The following is an 18504-nucleotide window of genomic DNA, read 5'->3' as shown; positions in this document are numbered from 1 at the left end:
TCCTAGCGCAGGAACAGGGCCATCATCAGCCGCTGGTACCAGCGCCGATAAGGGGGGTGGACCAGGGTTCCGGCGCTGAAACGGCCACGGCGCAGCACGGTTTTCGCCTTGGAGAAGGTGAGAAAGCCCTCGTGGCCGTGGTAGTGGCCCATGCCGGAGGGGCCTATGCCGCCGAAGGGGGCGTCGTCCGCCGCCACCTGGAACAGGCACTCGTTGATGGCCATGCCACCGGCGTGGGTCTCCCGGATGAGGCGGCTCTGCAGCGCCGGATCCAGGCTCATCAGGTAGCAGGCGAGGGGGCGCGGGCGCGCCGCTATGTAGGCGAGGGCCTCGTCGATGCTGTCATAGGGCACCAGGGGCAGCAGGGGGCCGAAGATCTCCTGCTGCATCAGCTGGCAGTGGCCGGGCACCTCGGTCAGCAGGTGGGGCACCAGGCGGCGGGCGCCGTCATCCCGGGCCGGCGAGGCGCAAGGGTGCACCTGGGCACCCGCCTGCTTCGCCTCCGCCAGCCAGGCGGTGAGCCGCTCGTACTGGGCCCTGTTGATGATGGAGCCGTAATCCGGGCTATCCAGCCCCTTGGGATAGAGACGGCGAAAGTGCGCCTGATAGGCCTCGATAAAGGACTGCTCCTGCCCCCGTGGCAGCAGCACATAGTCCGGGGCCACGCAGATCTGGCCGGCGTTGAGGCTCTTGCCGAAGATCATCCGCTCCACCGCCAGGGCCAGCGGCATGTCGGGGGCGATGAGGCAGGGGCTCTTGCCACCGAGCTCCAGGGTGAGGGGGGTGAGCTGGGGGGCGGCGGCGGCCATCACCAGCCTGCCCACCGCAGTGGATCCGGTGAACAGCAGATGATCGAAGGGGAGGGTGCTGAAGGCGGCCGCGAGTCCCGCGTCCCCCTCGATGACCACCACCTCGTCATCCCCAAACACCTGGGCCAGCAGGGTGCGCAACACGGCATTGGTATGGGGGGTGAGCTCGGAGAGCTTGATCATGGCTCTGTTGCCGGCGGCGATGGCGCCGATGAGGGGCCCCAGGCTCAGCATCACAGGGAAGTTCCAGGGCACCATGATGCCGATGACGCCCAGCGGCTGATAGTGCACCTCGACCCTGGCGGGGGCCAGCAGCAGGCCGGGGTGGCGCCGCGCTGGCCTCATCCAGCCCTTGAGCCGTTTCAGGCTGTAGTTGATCTGCATGACGCAGGGCAGTATGTCGGCGACCAGACTGTCATAGTCGCTGCGCTGGCCATAGTCCAGGGCCAGGGCGTCGCACAGGGGTTGCTTGTGGGCGAGCAGGGCGCCCTTGAGTGCGCTCAGCCGGTTGCGGCGTTGCTCCAGGCTCGGCATGGGATGGGCCTGACAGGCCTGTTTGAGGCGGTTCACCTGCTCGGGCAGGGAGAACTTGTCTGGGGACTCTGTTCGTATGGCTTCCATGGCATGCTCCGCACAAAAACTGACCGACTGATTAGTCGGTCTAAGCCTACCGGCTTGTTGCCAGCTTGTAAACATGGGCGTGCCAGAGCAAGGGCGGATGAGTGGGTTCTCTGATGGAACTGTGCTCGGCCACACAGTTTGGGGGTATCCCGATTGGTGAATTATCCAATAAGAGGTAGTTTTCAATCATCAACTCAAATGGAGAGCAGCACATGACCAGGGAATTGCACAGCCTGCTGGCCCGGCTGGACGATGTGATCGAGCGGATGCCGGACAGTTTCAACACCTATGAATTTGCCCAGAAGCTGGCGCTGCAACATCAGCGCGAGTATTTCGCCGCGGGTCACTCCCTGGCGGAGCAGGACAAAAACCTGCTGCGGCTGCTCCACGAGAAGATTGCCGAGGCGCTGGCAGCAAGCGAGCGGCTGATCGAAGGGGCCCTGCTGCCCTGCGTGACCCCCTGGGGTGAGCGAGCCACCTCGCCCCGCTGGCACCGCAAGCACTGAGCCTCTGCGCGGCACATAAAGAAGAAGGCCCCTCGGGGCCTTTTTGGTGTTCGTTGGTGGCGGCTACTGGGTCAGGCGGCGGGCTTGCCAGTAGCGGCTGTTCCAGTAGACGTTGTCGAGGCGAGAGCGGATCACCCCCTTGCTGGTGGAGGCGTGAATGAACTCACCGGCACCGGTATAGACGCCGACGTGGTACTGCTGCCAGCCGGTCTTGAAGAACACCAGATCCCCGTGCTGCAGACGGTATCTGTCCACCGGGCGGCCGAGACTGGCCTGGGATTCAGTGGTTCTGGGCAGGGTGAAGCCCAGCACCTGCTGGTAGGCAAGCTGGGTGAAGGCGGAGCAGTCGAGGCCGGCGCGATTGGTGCCGCCCATGCGATAGGGGACGCCGCGCCACTGCTGATAGAAGCCGTCGAAGGCACTGGCCTGGCGGGCAGGAGGGGGCGGCTCCGGGGTACTGGAGCAGGCGACGACAAGCAGGGCCAGCAGGGGCGGAAGCAAGGTGCGAAACATCTCAACTCCTTGATAGGGCACGGGATTCATCATAGACGATGTTCCTGCCTGGAACCTGAACAGCGATAGCATAAAAACTTGCCGAGGGCAGAGAAAGGGCCCCCGGCGAGCCAAGCGTCAGTCCGCCGCCTTGGGACTTATCAGCGGCGTGAGCAGTTCGGCAATCTTGTAGAAGGTCTGCACCCGGGTGGTGCTGGGGCGCCACACCAGACCAATCTCGCGATAGGGCTTCTCCCCGGGCAGGGGGATGGCCACCAGATCCGAGTTGTCGAGGATGCCCGCATCTATGGCCATCTGGGGCAGGAAGGTGGTGCCAAGGCCGGCGCCTACCATCTGCACCAGGGTGTGCAAACTGGTGGCGGCGAAGGGGTTGATCTTGCTCTTGTCCCGCAGCCGGCAGGCACTCACCGCGTGCTCGGTCAGGCAGTGCTCCCGCTCCAGCAGGAAGATGCTCTGATTGGGCAGCTCCTTGTAGTCGAATGGCATGTGCAGGCCTGCCGCCATGTGGGAGGGCATCACCATGTGGAAGGGATCTTGCCCCACCGTCTTGCTGTGAAAGCCGCCTATCTCCACCGGCAGCGCCAGGATCAGCAAGTCGAGCTGCCCCTGCTCCAGCTGCTTGAGCAGATTGGTGGTGGTGTCTTCCCGCAGCAGCAGCTCCAGCTCCGGATAGGCCTTGCCGCACACCTGCAGCAGCTTGCTGAGCAGGAAGGGGGCTATGGTGGGGATGCAACCCAGGCGGACGGTGCCGTGCATGACGCCCCCCTGCTGCTGGCCGAGCTCCATCAGATCCCGGGCGTCGGAGAGCAGGTTGCGCGCCCGCGCCACTATCTCCATGCCGACCGGCGTCATGATGAAGCTCTTGTGGTCACGCTCCACCAGTTGCAGGTTCATCATGTCTTCCAGGGTCTGGATCCCGGTACTCAGGGTGGACTGGCTGACATGACAGGCCTTGGCGGCGCGATTGAAATTCTTGTGCTCGTCCAGAGCGACCAGATACTGCAGCTGTTTCAGGCTGGGCCAACGTTGCATAGGGGAAACCCGATCGATGCTATCTATTTGATTTGATTAATCTACCATCGAGAGACTGCTTTGTCGCCGAGATTAGGCGCCCTCCTGGCAGGGTCTGTGCATTGCGGGGCAAGCGGATGGGGATAGGCCCGCCATCCACCTGCCCGTCGCGGCAACTGCTGCCATGGGAGCTTATCCCCTTGTGCCAGCCCGTTGAAGGGGGGTTGCCATGGGATGTGACGGGGATCTGCCTTCCCCGGCGTCTTGCGGGGCCGCCCATGGCCGGCCATAAAAAAACGCGCCTGTTGGCGCGTTTTTGCAGGAGTGAGGGCAGGCTATTCGTCGAAGATACCGAAGTGATCCTTGGCGAAGTTGACCCGCTGCTCCACGTTCATCTTGACCTGGCCCAGCTTCTCTATGGTCTTGAGATTGGGCACTAGGCCGCGACCGTTGGCTATCTGGATGGCGAGACCGGGACGGGCGTTGAGCTCCAGCAGCATGGGGCCGCGGAACTTGTCGAGCACCATGTCGGTGCCGATGTAGCCCAGACCCGACATCTCGTAGCAGGAGGCGGCCAGGGTCAGCAGGGTATCCCAGTGGGGCACCTTGAGATCGTAGAGATCCAGACCTGTGTCCGGGTGGTGGCGCAGCGGGTTGCCAAACTGCACAGCCCGCAGGGCGCGACCGGTGCGCAGGCACAGACCCACCCCCACGGCGCCCTGGTGCAGGTTCGCCTTGCCGTCCGAGGCGGCGGTGGAGAGGCGCATCATGGCCATCACGGGGAAGCCCTTGAAGATGATCACCCGGGCATCGGGGACCCCTTCGAAGGAGTAGCCGTCGAACACGTCATCGAAGTTGATGAGGCCTTCCACCAGCGCCACGTCGGGCTTGCCGCCCAGGGAATAGAGGCCCGCCAGTATGTTGGAGACATGACGCTCCAGATCCTGACCGGTGGAGGCGCTGCCGTTGGGCTTGTAGAAGCTGCCCTCTTGCTGGCGCAGGATCACCAGTATCCCCTTGCCCCCCGAGCCACGGGCCGGCTTGATGCAGAAGCCCGGCCAATCCTTGACCAGCTCGGTGATGCGGGTCACGTCGTGCTGCTCGCGTATGGTGCCGATGAGTTCGGGTACAGTCACCCCCGCATCCAGCGCTATGCGCTTGGTCTTGAGCTTGTCATCCACCAGCGGGTAGAGACGACGCGGGTTGTAGCGGCTGATGTAGGAGTGGTTGCGTTTGTTCATGCCGAGGATGCCTGCTTGGGACAGGCTCCACGGACTGGTGTATTTCTGCCAGAACCACATCTGTTACTTGTCCTTACCCGGGGTGGCACCGGACTTCATCTCGTCCACCAGCGGCTTGAAGCGCTTGAGCTCGCTCAGCTTGTAGCCGGTGTAGTTACCCATCACCAGCACGGTCGCCATCAGCACCAGTTGCAGGCCGAGGAAGTTGAAGGTGAGGTGACGAATGAGCTCGTTATCCATGGCCAGGTAGGCGATGACCGCCACCAGCAGGGAGCCGCCACCCTGACGGAACACCTCTTTGGGGCCCTCTTCTTCCCACAGGATGGACATCCGCTCTATGGTCCAGGAGAGGATGATCATCGGGAAGAAGGTGATCTTCATGCCGTCGGTCAGCCCCAGCTTGAAGGCAAAGGCCGAGAAGATGCCGATCATCGAGATCACCATGATGATGATCGCCGATATTCGGGCCACCAGCAGCAGGTTGAGCCTTGAGAGGTAGGAGCGGATCACCAGGCCGGTGCCGACGATCAGCAGGAAGCCGATGAGACCGGTGACCAGGGAAGTCTGGATGAAGGCGACCGCGATCAGCACCGGCATGAAGGTGCCCGAGGTCTTGATCCCCACCAGAACCCGCAGGAACACCACCATGAGCACGCCTATGGGGATCAGCAGAAGCCCCTTGAACAGGGCCTGTTCTTCCAGCGGCAGGCTGTGAATGGAGAAGTTCATCATCTCTGATTTTTCGAACTTCTGCGCCAGGGCCACGTTCACCGGTTGCTCCTGCTCGATCATCGAGAAGGTGACGCGGGAGTTGTGACCGCCGGTCACGTCCAGTAGGGCGCCGGAGTTGTATTCCCACAGCAGCAGGTTGCCCGGTTGCCCCTGTTCGCCGGTTTGCGGGTTGAACAGCTTGTAGTCGGTCGGGCTGTTGAACACCTGCAGGTAGTCCACCAGCTCCTGACGACGGCGACCGTCTTCCAGGCTCAGGGCGTGTACCACGCGCGCCGGCACCTCGGCGTTGTTGAGCAGCTCGGCGATCAGGCTGGCGCGGCTCTTGTGAGATTTGAGCAGCTCGGCGTTCTGTTCCTGCTTCTCGATCTCCTTGATGATCTCGCGGGTCAGGGTGTAGCCGTCGGCGGAACGCTCCTGGGCGCGCTCGAGGATCTGCTTCATCGCGGTGGCGTAGGGCTCACTCTCGATCTGCTTCTCGATGGCGGGCGGCAGGGGGTTGGCGGCGGGCTTGGCATGGGCATCCGCCATCATGTCGACCCGGTAGTAGAGCTCCTGGCGGCCGGAGGCGCTGCGAATGGACCACTCGGCGCGGGCATCCCCGTCTTTTTCCACAAACGACAGGCCGTAGCCCGGGCTCGCGGCATTCTCGTTCATCAGGGTGAAGCCGGGCTGGGTGCCCGGAATGGCCAGGGAGGCGATCACCGGCTCGCCGGTCGCCTCGAACTCGAGCTTGGCTTCGATAGACCAGATCTGACGTTTTTCACCGGGCGTGAGGGGCACGTCCAGGGCGACATGGTGATAAAACGTCATTCCCAGGCCGACAATGAACAGCAGGGCGACCAGCAGATAGAACGGCTTACGGGAAACCATGGATTATTTTACATCCTTGAGCTTGGGTTTTGGTTGGATATACTCGCGGGCCACGTCGACCACGGCGATGTCTTTCAAGAATTCACGGCCCAGCAGCACGGGGAAGGTCATGTCGCTGCGATCTTTGAGGGTAAACTCGGCCTTCTCGGTCATGTCGCCGATGCGCACGGTCAAACGCACCACGGGACGGCGGTCGAGGTCGTCGGCAGACGCCTGACGCACCCGCACGTGACGCACCAGGGGCGCCTCGATCTGGATCTTGTCGTCCATCTCCTGGTGGCTCAGGAAGAAGCGCACCCAGTTCTTGCCGTTGCGCTCGAAGATGGTGATCTCCTGGGCGCTGATGGAGGAGGTGGTGGCGCCGGTATCGACCCGTGCCTGGAAGGCATCGTTGGCGGCATCGACCCAGATCCACTCGGCTTCACCCACCAGCAGCTTGCCATCGACCGTGTGGCCCTGGCTCGGGGCCGGGCACTTCTCGGTCGGGATGGCCATGGGTTTGGGGGGCTCGGGTGGCAGGGTAGCCAGCTTGCTGTCGACTTTCTTCACGGACTCTTTCATGTTGGTGACATCGGTGTTGAGCTGAACCAGCAGGTGCTGTTGCTGCACATACTGCTTCTGTTGCTGTTCCATGGATGTTTGCAGGCGTTGCTCGCTCAAGCTTATCTCGTTGCGAAGCTCCGCCAGCGTCAGGGTCGGGACAGGGGGCGCTTTTTCCATACTGACACACCCGCCGAGACTGAGCAGGGAGAGCAGGGTCATTCCTTTTAATTTGCTTTTCATGTCATTCATTTAACTGTGCTTCCTGGAATTGGGTCAGTGTAACTTCCACAGCCGCCATCGGCTAGTCTTTGGCCTTTCTGGCGATCAGTACGGCACGCTTGGGTGCCGGGTATCCTTCGACCGTGAGTGCAGGATCATCGGGATCCAGATAGTCACTCAGGGACTCGTTAATCATCCAGTCGGTACGACGCTGTTCGTCGGTGCTGGTCATATTCTCGTCCACTATCCGCACGTCGCTGAAACCGCAGCGCTCGACCCAGAGTTTGAGGGCCGCGCTCGAGGGGATGAACCAGACGTTGCGCATCTTGCCGTAGCGATCGGTGGGCACCAGCACTTCCCGCTCGTCGCCATCTATCACCAGGGTCTCCAGCACCAGCTCCCCATCGTCTTTCAACTGGTTGCGCAGCTGTTCGATGTGCTCGATGGGGGACTTGCGATGATAGAGCACTCCCATGGAGAAGACGGTGTCAAAGGCACGCAGCTCCGGCAGCTCCTGGATGCCGAGCGGCAACAAGTGCGCCCGTTGATCGTTGCCGGCGAAGTGGCGAATGGCCTCGAACTGGCAGAGGAACAGGGGGCTCGGGTCTATGCCGACCGCGAGCCTGGCCCCTTCCCCCACCATGCGCCAGAGGTGGTAGCCGCTGCCGCAGCCCACATCCAGCACGTAACGCCCTTCGAGGGGGCTGATGTGGGGCAGCACCCGATCCCACTTCCAGTCGGAGCGCCACTCGGTGTCGATGTGGATGCCGTGTACGGTAAAAGGCCCCTTGCGCCAGGGCATGAAGTGGCGCAGCAGGCTCTCGGTCTTCTTGCGCTCCCCCTCGTTCATGCTCTCAAGGCTGCCGATCTCGACCCGGCTTTTCAGCTCGACGTCTCCGGGGGACACCTGCGGCAGCTTGTTGAGGGCCCGGTTCCAGCGCGGCAGATCCCCGTGCAGGTTGTCGTGCTGCCAGGCGTGCAGCTGGGCGGGCAGGGTGTGCAGCCAGTGGCTCAGCCGGTTCTTGGCGATCAGTTGATAAAAGTTGGCGAAATCGATCATGGCTGGGCGTCGCTTGATTTGATGGCAATCATGGAGCCGAAGTTGAAGCACTGGAACCAGAGATCCTGGTGAGTGAAACCGGCGTCCCGCAGGCGGGCACGGTGGGTCTCCAGGCTGTCGGTACGCATCACGTTTTCCAGCGCCGTGCGCTTCTGGCTGATCTCCAGCTCGCTGTAGCCGTTGGCCCGCTTGAAGTCCAGATGCAAGTCGATGAGCAGGGCGTTGACCTGGGCGTCCTCGAAGCGGAACTTCTCGCTCAGGATCAGGATGCCACCGGGGCGCAGACCGTCATGGATGCGCGCGATGAGGGCGGCCCGTTTCTCGGGCGCGACGAACTGCAGGGTGAAGTTGAGCACCACCACTGAGGCGTTCTCGATGGCGATGTCGCAGATGTCCGCCTCCACCAGCGCCACCGGCACTTCGGACTTGAAGCCCGACAGGTGGGCGCGGGCGCGCTCTATCATGGGGTGGGAGAGATCCACCGCCGTGATCTGGCAGCCCGGCTGCTTGACATGGCGGCGCATCGCCTGGGTCGCGGCGCCAAGGGAGCAGCCGAGATCGTACAGGCGGCTCTGGGGCTGGGCGTAGCGGGCGGCCATCATGCCGATGGCGGAGATGATGTTGCTGTAACCCGGCACAGAGCGCTGGATCATGTCGGGGAAGACATCGACGACCTGTTCGTCAAAGCAAAAATCCCCCAATTGGGCGATGGGGGCGGCAAAAATCTGATCGTGCATGCTGGCGCAACCTGACAGCCGGTGCGCGAACCGACTGTGTGTTCAATGGAGTCGTTGGGTGACGCCCGTCCGGGTCGTCACCGGTTTACGAACGGGGTGGCTGGCCTTGAGATCCTTCGGGCCTGTCCCGTTCGCAATGGACCATCATCCTGGTCCTTTATGGGGATGAGCCGTCCGCGGCAGGTGTTGCCATGGACAGCGGTCAGAGCCCTTTACCGGGAGCCGGACGGTCGCCTGCAACACTATGCAATGGCGGGCGTCCGGGTCCTTACTTGGGGCGGTAGTGTAGAGGAAAGGTGGGCGTTTGTCTTGACGCCGAGCCCCGTGGGGCCACAAAAAATCGGCTTTTTTTAGCGGTGAAACAGGGGCGGGGAAGGGAGCGGCTAAAAGGGCAGCAGGCCCTGGCGCGCGCGATCGTTTTCCCCCGGCCAGGGAGCCATCTCCTGACCGAGCAGCCGACTGACCTGACGGGCCAACTCGGGGGCCTGGGCGTTGTCGGCGGTATGGATAAAGAGGTAGAGATCCTTCCCCTCTGCCAGCCATTGTTTCCAATGGGGCAACCAGGAGGGCAAAAAGGGGTGATTGTCCTCGGGATGAGGAAGGCCGATGAGGCGCACCACAGGGCTGTTGGCCGTGGCGAGCAGGTGCACCGGCAGGCGCGGCTTCTTGCCCTGGGCATCGACGAGGGCCGCATTTTTTGCGGCGAGGCTGGCGGGCACCGAGAAGAGCGGCCGGCTGTCGAGCATGATGCGGTTGATGCCTTTGTCCATCAGCAGCCGGTTCAGGGCGCGCTCCGCCTCCCCCTTGGCGAAGAAGTCGGGGTGGCGCACCTCGAGGGCATAGGTGAAATCCGGCGGCAAGCCCTCGAAGAAGGCACCCAGACGGGCCAGCCCCTGTGGCCCGAAGCGGGCGGGCAGTTGCAGCTTGAGCAGCCCCAGCTTGTCGTGCAGGGGCGCCAGCAGGCGGATGAAGTCCGCCACCTGTTTGCCGGCGCTCACCAGATCGCTCTGGTGGCTGATGGCCTGCGGGAACTTGAAGCTGAAGCGAAAGTGGTCGGGCACCGCATCGGCCCAGCGGCGCACCGTCTCCGGGGTGGGGGAGGCGTAGAAGGTGGTGTTGCCCTCCACCGTATTGAACACCCGGGCATAGTGGGCGAGGTGTTCGGCAGGCTTGGCGCCCACCCCCAGTAGCTGGCCGGGCCAGGCCGGGTGTGACCACTGGGGCAGACCCAAATAGAGGCTCATGTTGGTTCCTGTCTGCGGATTTATGCTGTTTTGCTCCCCTTTTTGCGCCAGGACAACAAAAAACAGGGCAAAGGAGGCTGCGGGCCATTTTACCCAAATGGGGGTTTTCCTCTATAATGCCAGCCCTTTTGTTTGCCAAATCGTTGTGACTCACGGGGTTGTGCGCCTAAGGTGGCGATGACCGGGGTCACAAGGTTGCCAGACAACGACGCTTGCCGATGTTCTCGCCTCGCGCGTCGACCCCTCAAGGGGCCACTCGGCGCGAGCCGGCATTGGCGGCAAGTATCCGGCTCGGGGAGCCGGATGATATGAGACTGATTTCAAACCGGGTAAGAACCAGGATCTGGCCAGCTGTGAGACAGACGGTGCTTGCCAGTCGTGCCCGGCGACCCAAGGTGAACCGTCTCTCTACCATTTCGAAGGAAGAAGTCCATGCGCTCTATCTATTGCGGACAGGTCAATGAGGCCCATGCCGGGCAGACCATTACATTGTGCGGTTGGGTCCATCGTCGTCGCGATCTCGGCGGCCTCATCTTTATCGACATGCGCGACCGGGAAGGGATCGTGCAAGTCTTCTTCGACCCGGACAAGCCGGACGCCTTCGCCCTGGCCTCCGAGCTGCGCGGCGAGTTCTGCATCCAGGTGACCGGCGTGGTGCGTACCCGTCCGGACTCCCAGCGCAACAGCGACATGGCCACAGGTGCCATCGAAGTGTTCGCCCACGAGCTCACCATCATCAACCGTGCCGAGCCGCTGCCGCTGGACTTCAACCAGGTCAACAGCGAAGAGGTCAGCCTCAAGTATCGCTACCTGGACCTGCGTCGCCCCGAGATGGCCAAGTACCTGAAGACCCGTGCCAAGGCCAGCGCCTTCGTGCGTCGCTTCATGGACGAGCAGGGCTTCCTCGACATCGAGACCCCCATGCTGACCAAGGCGACCCCGGAAGGGGCCCGTGACTACCTGGTGCCGAGCCGGGTGCACAAGGGCAAGTTCTACGCCCTGCCGCAGTCCCCGCAGCTGTTCAAGCAGTTGCTGATGATGTCCGGCTTCGATCGCTACTACCAGATCGTCAAGTGCTTCCGCGATGAAGACTTGCGTGCCGACCGTCAGCCGGAATTCACCCAGATTGACGTGGAGACCTCCTTCATGACCGCGCCCCAGGTGCGTGAAATCATGGAAGAGATGATCCGCAAACTCTGGATGCACATCCTGAACGTGGATCTGGGCGACTTCCCCATCATGACCTTCGACGAGGCCATGCGCCGCTTCGGTTCCGACAAGCCGGACCTGCGCCTGCCCATGGAGCTGGTGGATGTGGCAGATCTGCTGACCGCCGTCGAGTTTGCCGTGTTCGCCGGCCCCGCCAACGACCCCAAAGGCCGCGTGGCAGCCCTGAAAGTCCCGGGCGGCGCCGAGCTGTCTCGCAAGCAGATCGACGAATACACCAAGTTTGTCGGCATCTACGGTGCCAAGGGCCTGGCCTGGATGAAGGTCAACGCCGCCGCCAACGGCCTCGAGGGCGTGCAGTCCCCGGTGGCCAAGTTCCTGTCCGACGAGATAGTGCGCGAGATCCTGACCCGTACCGGTGCCGTTGACGGCGACATCCTCTTCTTCGGCGCCGACAGCAAGAAGGTGGTGTGCGACGCCATGGGCGCCCTGCGCCTGAAGGTGGGCCGCGATCTGGGTCTGGTGGAGAACGTCTGGAAGCCGCTCTGGGTCATCGACTTCCCCATGTTCGAGGAAGATGGCGAAGGTGGCCTGGCTGCCATGCACCACCCCTTCACCGCCCCGAGCAACTTGGGCCCGGCCGAGCTGAAGGCAAACCCGATCGGTGCCTATGCGAACGCCTACGACATGGTGATCAACGGCTACGAAGTGGGCGGCGGTTCTGTGCGTATCCACAACAGCGAGATGCAGTCCACCGTGTTCGACATCCTGGGGATCACTCCGGACGAGCAGCGCCTGAAGTTCGGCTTCCTGCTGGATGCCCTGAAGTACGGTACCCCGCCCCACGCCGGTCTGGCGTTCGGTCTGGACCGCCTCAGCATGCTGCTGACCGGTACCGACAACATCCGGGACGTGATCGCCTTCCCGAAAACCACGGCAGCGGCCTGCCTGATGACGGATGCTCCCAGCTTCGCCAACCAGGCCCAGCTGACCGAGCTGGCCATCGCCACCGTTGCCAAGGCCGATGCCAAGGCTGACGCCTGAGAAGATTGAAGAACGGGTCGCCATGCGACCCGTATCCCATTGATTTCAAAATTATAACGGAGAGTTTTTATGGCAGGTCACAGCAAATGGGCCAACATCAAACACCGCAAGGCGGCGCAAGACGCCAAGCGTGGCAAGATCTTCACCAAGCTGATCCGCGAAATCACCACCTCGGCTCGCCTCGGTGATGCTGATCCCGCCAACAACCCGCGCCTGCGCGCGGCGGTAGCGGCTGCCCTGACCGGCAACATGACCCGTGACACCATCAACCGTGCCATCCAGCGCGGCGCCGGTGGTGGCGATGGCGAGCAGCTCGAGACCATCGTTTATGAAGGTTACGGCCCGGCGGGCTCCGCCGTCATGGTGGAGTGCCTGACCGACAACCGTAACCGCACCGTGGCCGAAGTGCGTCACGCCTTCAGCAAGTGCGGCGGCAACCTGGGCACCGACGGCTCGGTGGCCTACCTGTTCAGCAAGAAGGGTCTGCTGACCTTCGTGGGCGTGGACGAAGATGCCCTGATGGACGCGGCCCTGGAAGCGGGCGCCGATGATGTTGTCACCGAAGAGGATGGCTCCATCGAGGTCTACACCACCCCGAACGATTTCGGCACAGTGCTCGATGGCCTGGAAGCCGCCGGCTTCAAGCCCCAGAGCGCCGAAGTGACCATGATCGCCTCCACCGAGGCCGAGCTGGACGCCGACACAGCCCCCAAGCTGATGCGTCTGATCGACATGCTGGAAGACCTGGACGACGTTCAGGAGGTCTACCACAACGGCTCCATCTCCGACGAAGTGGCCGCGCTGCTCTGATCACACAGCTTCTAGCCCCTGACTGGGGATAAATACCAGACGGCAGCCTCAGGCTGCCGTTTTTTATCTTACTGACTCTCCTCTGGCCCCATTTCCTTCGCTTTGTCTCCCTTAATGCCCGCTTAAGTTTGCCTTTCTAGGATCAAATTGCATCCGGGCCTCTGTGCCCATCACCGCGTTGTCTGCTCGGGAAGAGAGACGGGTGACAGGGATGCCCACAACGGAGCCCCCATGCAGGGTCTCCAGATCACTGGTTTGTCGGAGTCTTCTTATGCGCCTCACTCTGGGAGTGATGAAGGTCAATCTGTTGCTGGTGCTGCTGTTTGCACTGGTGTTCAACTGGCCCATTTTTCTGCACTTTTACCGTATTCTCAGCGCCCTCGAGCACGTCAAGGCGGGGTTTGCCCTCTCTATCCCCCTGGTGCTGGTCGCCGCCCTCAATGCGGTCTTCCTGCCGTTCACTTTCCGCTATCTGCTCAAGCCCTTCTTCACTTTCCTGATCGTCACCGCCTCCCTGGTCAGCTACGCCATGCTCAAATACGGCATCATCTTCGATGTGGGCATGGTGCAGAACATACTCGAAACCAACAGCGGGGAGGCAAGCTCCTACCTCAATGGTTCAGTGGTGCTCTGGTTCCTGCTGACTGCCGTGCTGCCGGTGCTTGGCCTCTTGTGGCTGAAGATCGAATACCCAACCCCCTGGTACAAGGGGCTGGGCATGCGCCTGGCGGGGATCGCCCTCTCCCTGCTGTTCCTGGTCGGCGTCGCCGCCCTCTATTACCAAGATTACGCCTCGGTCGGGCGCAACAACCATACCATCGTCAAAGAGATAGTCCCCTCCAACTACGTGCGCGGTCTCTATCGCTACGCCAGGGATATTCTCTTCGCCACCCCTGTCCCTTATCAGCCGATAGGCACAGATGCCAGGGTGGTGGACAAGGGCGGCAAGCCGACCCTGATGTTCCTGGTGGTGGGGGAGACGGCCCGCAGCCAGAACTACTCCCTCAACGGCTACCAGAAGCAGACCAACGGCTTCACCATGAAGGAGCCGGATCTCGTCTCCTTCAGGGACGTGCGCTCCTGTGGCACCGCCACCGCGGTCTCGGTGCCCTGCATGTTCTCCAACCTCACGCGCCGTGGTTATGACGAGACCCTGGCCAAGTCCAGGGACGGCCTGCTGGACGTGCTGCAACACGCCGGTGTCTCTGTGCTGTGGAAGGAGAACGACGGCGGCTGCAAGGGGGTGTGCAATAACGTGCCCACCCTGGAGATCGAGCCCAAGGCCTTCCCCCAATACTGTGAAGGGGACTCTTGCTATGACGAGGTCTTGCTGCAGGGGCTGGATCGGCAGATCGCCGGGATGAAGGGCAAGCAGGGCAGCAAGCTGGTGGCCTTCCACCTGATGGGCAGCCATGGCCCGACCTACTATCGCCGCTACCCGGCCGGGGATCGCGTCTTCCTGCCGGACTGCCCGCGCAGCGACATCGAGAACTGCAGCAACGAGGAGCTGGTCAACACCTATGACAACACCATCCGCTACACCGACAAGGTGCTGTCCCAGCTTATCGCCAAGCTCAAGACCCTGGAGAGCCAGTACAACGTGGGGCTGGTCTACCTGTCGGATCACGGGGAATCCCTGGGGGCGCTGGGGCTCTATCTGCACGGCACCCCCTACAAGTTCGCCCCGGACGATCAGACCCGGGTGCCCCTGCTGACCTGGCTCTCTCCCCAATTGCAGCGGGATCGCGGGCTCAATCAGGATTGCCTGCGCCAGGAGGCGGGCAGCAAGCGCTTCTCCCACGACAACTTGTTCCACTCGATGCTCGGCATCATGGACGTGCAGACCCAGGTCTATGACGGCAAGCTTGATCTGTTCAAGCCCTGTAGGGCGGGATGAGTCAGGCTAACCGAACGCGACAACCTGTTGCCCCGCACCATGCTCGGTATCATGGACGTGCAGACCCAGGTCTATGACGGCAAGCTCGATCTGTTCAAGCCCTGTAGGGCGGGGTGAGTCAGGCTAACCGAACGCGACAACCTGTTGCCCCGCACCATGCTCGGTATCATGGATGTGCAGACTCAGGTCTATGACGGCAAGCTTGACCTGTTCAAGCACTGCCGGGCGGGGTAAACCGGCGAAAACAGACCATAAAAAACGGCAGCCACTGGCTGCCGTTTTTGTTTCTCAAGGCTTGGGCCTTACTTCTGCTCCATGATGATCTGCAGCAGATCCCCCTCCAGCAGGGAGCGCTTCACCAGGGCGAAGCCGCCTATGGTGGGCTGGTTCTGGAAGCGTGCCTTCACTATGGGCAGGCCACGGTGGAAGCTTGGCAGGGACTGGTGCTCGACGCAGCGACGGATGGCCGGGATCAGGATCTCTTCGGCGGCGGTGATTTCACCGGCGATCAGCACCTTCTGGGGGTTGAACAGGTTGACCGTGATGGCGATGGCCCGGCCCAGGTGTTCTCCCACGTTCTCGATCACGCTGCGGGCCAGTTCATCCCCCGCCACGGCAGCCTTGCACACCTCCTGGATGGTGATGTGCTTCTCCTGCAGCGAGCTCAGGTGGCCGCGGCTGATGAGCTCCTTCACCTTGTCGACGATGGCCTCGTTGGAGGCGATCGTTTCGAGGCATCCGAAGTTGCCGCAGTGGCAGCGCTTGCCGAGGGGTTCGACCTGGATGTGGCCTATCTCGCCGACGTTGCGGTTATGACCGAGGAATACCTGCCCCTTGGTGATGATGCCGGAGCCGGTGCCCTGGTGCACGCTCACCAGGATGGAGTCCATGCAGTCGCGGGACTCGCCGAAGAAGTGCTCCGCCAGCGCCAGGGAACGGGTGTCGTTGCCCACGTAGCAGGGGAGGTTGAAATGGTGCTCCAGCAGCTTGGCGAGCCCCAGGTTGCGGATCTGGTAGGTGGGGGTATAGATGACCATGCCGGATTCCGGGTTGACCAGACCCGGCATGGTGAGCGCTATGCTGATGAGGTTGCGGCTGCGCTCGGTATTGGCGTCGATGAAGGCGCCAATTTCCCGCAGCAGCATGTCGACCACGGGCTGTTGCTCTATCTCTGTCACCTGGGTGATGTGCTGATCGAGCTCCTTGCCGTCGAGATCATACAGGGACAGCTGCAGATAGCCGCGGCCAAGCTTGGCGGAGACAAACTGAAAGCGATGCTTGATGGTGGTCAGGGAGATGGCGCGTCGTCCGCCGGTTGACGCCTGGGGCGACGTCTCCCTGATCAGCCCATGCTCGATCAGTTGCCGGGTTATCTTGGTCACGCTGGCCGGGGCCAGCTGACTCAACTCGGCAATTTTGACCCGCGAGATGGGCCCCTGCAGGTCAATGAGTCGATAGACGACGGCACTGTTCACCTGCTTGATAAGATCTACGTTTGCTATTTGTCCGCCAGTCATAGTGTCACTGTGTTGTGTAGTGTCCGTTAACCACGGTCCCGCAGACCGTGAAGGCCTGATCAAAGACGGTGAGGTTGGCAATTTTTCCGACCTGGATACTACCGAGACGTGAGTCCCATCCAATGGCGCGAGCGGGGTAAAGGGTGGCCATTCTCAGTGCTTCATCGAGCGGTAATCCGACCTGTTTGACCAGATTCTCCACCCCTTCAATCATGGTGAGGGCGGAGCCGCCGAGTGTACCATTCTCATCGACGCACTGACCATCGCGGAAATAGACGGTTGCGCCACAAAAATCAAACTGCTCAAAGCCTTCCGGTGCACCGGCCGCGGCGGTGGCATCGGTGACCAGCACCAGTTTCTCGCCGAGGATCCTGTGTGCCAGGCGCACGTTGGCCCAGTGCACGTGGTGACCGTCGACGATGACACCGGCATAGACATCCTTGCGATCGTAGATGGCGCCCACCACGCCCGGCTCGCGACCGTTGAGGGTCGGGGTCATGGCGTTGTAGAGGTGGGTGGCAAAGCGCATGCCGTTGTCAAACCCGGCCATGGCCTGGTCATAGCTGGCTGCGGTGTGACCGGCGGAGACCAGGATGCCGGCCTCCACCAGGCGACGGATGTGCTCCGGCTTGTTGCGCTCCGGCGCCAGGGTGATCTTGGCGATGGCGTCGCTGTTGGCGCAGAAGAAATCGATCATCTCGTCGACGGGCTGACGGATCTGCTCGGCCGGGTGTATGCCCTTGCGTTTGAGGTTGGTGTAGGGCCCTTCCAGATGGACGCCCAGCACCTCGTTCGGACGGGCGGCCATGTAGTCGCGGGTCACCGCCACCGCCAGCTTCATGTCGGCATCCGGACTGGTGATCAGGGTCGGCAGGAAGCTGGTGGTACCGGACTTGAGATTGGCCGCCTGCATGGTGGCCAGGGTCTGGGTGGTGATGTGACCGTTGAACATGACGCCACCGCAGCCGTTGAGCTGCACGTCGATGAAGCCGGCGCTGAGGTTGGCGCCCTTGAGATCAATCTGCTCAATGCCCGCTGGCAGTTCGGCCAGGTGGGAGATGGCGACAATCTTGTCGCCTTCGATCAGTACGCCGTGGCCGGTCAGCACGCAGCTGCCGGTATAGAGGGTGCAATTAGTCAGTGCGTACATGACGGCTCCTTACAGGCGGTCGATGTTGGCGGCTTCCAGCTGCTGGAAGTAACGGACCGTCTTGACTTTCAGCTCCATGGTGGAGGGCTCGTCGCACACCATCATGCCCTTGGGATGCAGTTGCAGGGTGGAGATGGTCCACATGTGGTTGACGCAGCCTTCCACCGCGGCCTGCAGGGCCAGGGCCTTGGCGTGGCCGGTCACCAGGATCATGATCTCCTCGGCATCCATCAGGGTGCCCACGCCCACGGTCAGCGCCAGCTTGGGCACCTGCTCCATGTCGCCACCGAAGAAGCGGGAGTTGGCGATGCGGGTGTCCTCGGTCAGGGTCTTGACCCGGGTACGGGAGGCCAGGGAAGAGGCCGGCTCGTTGAAGGCGATGTGGCCGTCGTTGCCGACGCCGCCCATGAAGAGGTTGATCCTGCCGTAGGACTTGATCTTGTCCTCGTAGCGCTTGCACTCGGCCACCAGATCCTCGGCATTGCCGTTGAGGATGTTGATGTTTTCCGGGCGAATGTCGACGTGATTGAAGAAGTTGTTGTACATGAAGCTGTGGTAGCTCTCCGGGTGCTCCTTGGGCAGACCCACGTACTCATCCATGTTGAAGGTCACCACGTGCTCGAAGCTCACCTCGCCGGCCTTGTGCAGCTCGATCAGGCGCTTGTAGGTCGTCAGCGGCGTGCCGCCAGTGGGCAGGCCCAGCACGAAGGGGCTGTCGGCTGTCGGTTTGAACGCATTGATGCGGTCAACGATGTAACGGGCAGACCAGAGACCCACCTGGCTGGCAGACTTCAACGGGATCAGGCGCATTTT

At 62.2% G+C, this 18504-nt stretch carries 16 protein-coding genes; 4 read left to right on the top strand and 12 right to left on the bottom strand.

The window, feature by feature from the left end; translation table 11 throughout:
• Positions 1–2: 2 nt before the first annotated feature.
• Positions 3–1430: a coniferyl aldehyde dehydrogenase gene (locus ACFWHB_RS14730; RefSeq protein WP_395948747.1), complete on the bottom strand. Its 1428-nt coding sequence runs from the start codon at positions 1428–1430 to the stop codon at positions 3–5.
• Between the two features lie 212 nt (positions 1431–1642).
• Between ACFWHB_RS14730 and ACFWHB_RS14725 the strand changes: the two genes are divergently transcribed.
• Positions 1643–1936, top strand: coding sequence for a hypothetical protein (locus ACFWHB_RS14725; RefSeq protein WP_163148587.1), 294 nt, complete (start codon positions 1643–1645; stop codon positions 1934–1936).
• 63 nt (positions 1937–1999) lie between these two features.
• Here ACFWHB_RS14725 and ACFWHB_RS14720 read toward each other — a convergent pair whose 3' ends face one another.
• The 8 genes from ACFWHB_RS14720 to ACFWHB_RS14685 all read right to left on the bottom strand — a co-directional run bounded on the left by ACFWHB_RS14720 (position 2000) and on the right by ACFWHB_RS14685 (position 10106).
• Positions 2000–2449 (bottom strand): C40 family peptidase, encoded by a 450-nt coding sequence (locus ACFWHB_RS14720; RefSeq protein ID WP_025326338.1) that lies wholly within the window; start codon positions 2447–2449, stop codon positions 2000–2002.
• 117 nt (positions 2450–2566) lie between these two features.
• Positions 2567–3481 carry a hydrogen peroxide-inducible genes activator gene (locus ACFWHB_RS14715; RefSeq protein WP_395948746.1) on the bottom strand — a complete coding sequence of 305 codons (915 nt, stop codon included), beginning with the start codon at positions 3479–3481 and terminating at the stop codon, positions 2567–2569.
• A gap of 314 nt (positions 3482–3795) precedes the next feature.
• Positions 3796–4761 carry an alpha-L-glutamate ligase-like protein gene (locus tag ACFWHB_RS14710; protein WP_106887395.1) on the bottom strand — a complete coding sequence of 322 codons (966 nt, stop codon included), beginning with the start codon at positions 4759–4761 and terminating at the stop codon, positions 3796–3798.
• Positions 4762–4764: 3 nt separating this feature from the next.
• Positions 4765–6303 (bottom strand): inactive transglutaminase family protein, encoded by a 1539-nt coding sequence (locus ACFWHB_RS14705; RefSeq protein WP_106887394.1) that lies wholly within the window; start codon positions 6301–6303, stop codon positions 4765–4767.
• A 3-nt stretch (positions 6304–6306) separates the two neighbouring features.
• Complete coding sequence (locus ACFWHB_RS14700) at positions 6307–7065, bottom strand: ATP-dependent zinc protease family protein (RefSeq protein WP_025326342.1); 759 nt, start codon at positions 7063–7065, stop codon at positions 6307–6309.
• A gap of 82 nt (positions 7066–7147) precedes the next feature.
• Entirely contained in the window at positions 7148–8125 is a 978-nt protein-coding gene (gene cmoB / locus ACFWHB_RS14695) for a tRNA 5-methoxyuridine(34)/uridine 5-oxyacetic acid(34) synthase CmoB (RefSeq protein WP_395948745.1), read from the bottom strand.
• The gene (cmoA, locus tag ACFWHB_RS14690) at positions 8122–8862 is read right to left on the bottom strand and encodes a carboxy-S-adenosyl-L-methionine synthase CmoA (protein ID WP_395948744.1); all 741 of its coding nucleotides are present in this window, start codon (positions 8860–8862) and stop codon (positions 8122–8124) included. The genes cmoB and cmoA overlap by 4 nt, the downstream gene beginning before the upstream one ends.
• Before the next feature lie 383 nt (positions 8863–9245).
• Positions 9246–10106, bottom strand: a complete 861-nt coding sequence (locus ACFWHB_RS14685; RefSeq protein WP_163148583.1) for a DUF72 domain-containing protein — start codon at positions 10104–10106, stop codon at positions 9246–9248.
• Between the two features lie 432 nt (positions 10107–10538).
• On the opposite strand from ACFWHB_RS14685, the gene aspS reads away from it, so the two are divergent.
• The 3 genes from aspS to ACFWHB_RS14670 all read left to right on the top strand — a co-directional run bounded on the left by aspS (position 10539) and on the right by ACFWHB_RS14670 (position 15024).
• On the top strand, positions 10539–12317 hold the full coding sequence (gene aspS, locus ACFWHB_RS14680; protein WP_395948743.1) for an aspartate--tRNA ligase: 1779 nt from the start codon (positions 10539–10541) through the stop codon (positions 12315–12317).
• A gap of 69 nt (positions 12318–12386) precedes the next feature.
• Positions 12387–13127 carry a YebC/PmpR family DNA-binding transcriptional regulator gene (locus tag ACFWHB_RS14675; protein ID WP_005325689.1) on the top strand — a complete coding sequence of 247 codons (741 nt, stop codon included), beginning with the start codon at positions 12387–12389 and terminating at the stop codon, positions 13125–13127.
• A 271-nt stretch (positions 13128–13398) separates the two neighbouring features.
• Positions 13399–15024 (top strand): phosphoethanolamine transferase, encoded by a 1626-nt coding sequence (locus ACFWHB_RS14670; protein WP_395948742.1) that lies wholly within the window; start codon positions 13399–13401, stop codon positions 15022–15024.
• A 302-nt stretch (positions 15025–15326) separates the two neighbouring features.
• Here ACFWHB_RS14670 and ACFWHB_RS14665 read toward each other — a convergent pair whose 3' ends face one another.
• From ACFWHB_RS14665 to nagB, 3 genes are read right to left on the bottom strand one after another with little or no spacing between them, the layout of a single operon-like run.
• A complete protein-coding gene (locus tag ACFWHB_RS14665; RefSeq protein ID WP_162519201.1) occupies positions 15327–16541 on the bottom strand; it encodes a DNA-binding transcriptional regulator NagC in 1215 nt (404 codons plus the stop codon).
• 4 nt (positions 16542–16545) lie between these two features.
• Positions 16546–17691, bottom strand: a complete 1146-nt coding sequence (gene nagA, locus ACFWHB_RS14660; protein ID WP_106887387.1) for an N-acetylglucosamine-6-phosphate deacetylase — start codon at positions 17689–17691, stop codon at positions 16546–16548.
• A gap of 9 nt (positions 17692–17700) precedes the next feature.
• Positions 17701–18501, bottom strand: a complete 801-nt coding sequence (gene nagB / locus ACFWHB_RS14655) for a glucosamine-6-phosphate deaminase (protein ID WP_395948741.1) — start codon at positions 18499–18501, stop codon at positions 17701–17703.
• Positions 18502–18504 lie beyond the last annotated feature (3 nt).

The organism is Aeromonas mytilicola subsp. aquatica, assembly GCF_044336385.1.
GTDB lineage: Bacteria > Pseudomonadota > Gammaproteobacteria > Enterobacterales > Aeromonadaceae > Aeromonas > Aeromonas rivipollensis.
The sequence above is the reverse complement of the archived record's forward strand: the minus strand, read 5'-3'. Positions and strand labels throughout refer to the sequence as shown.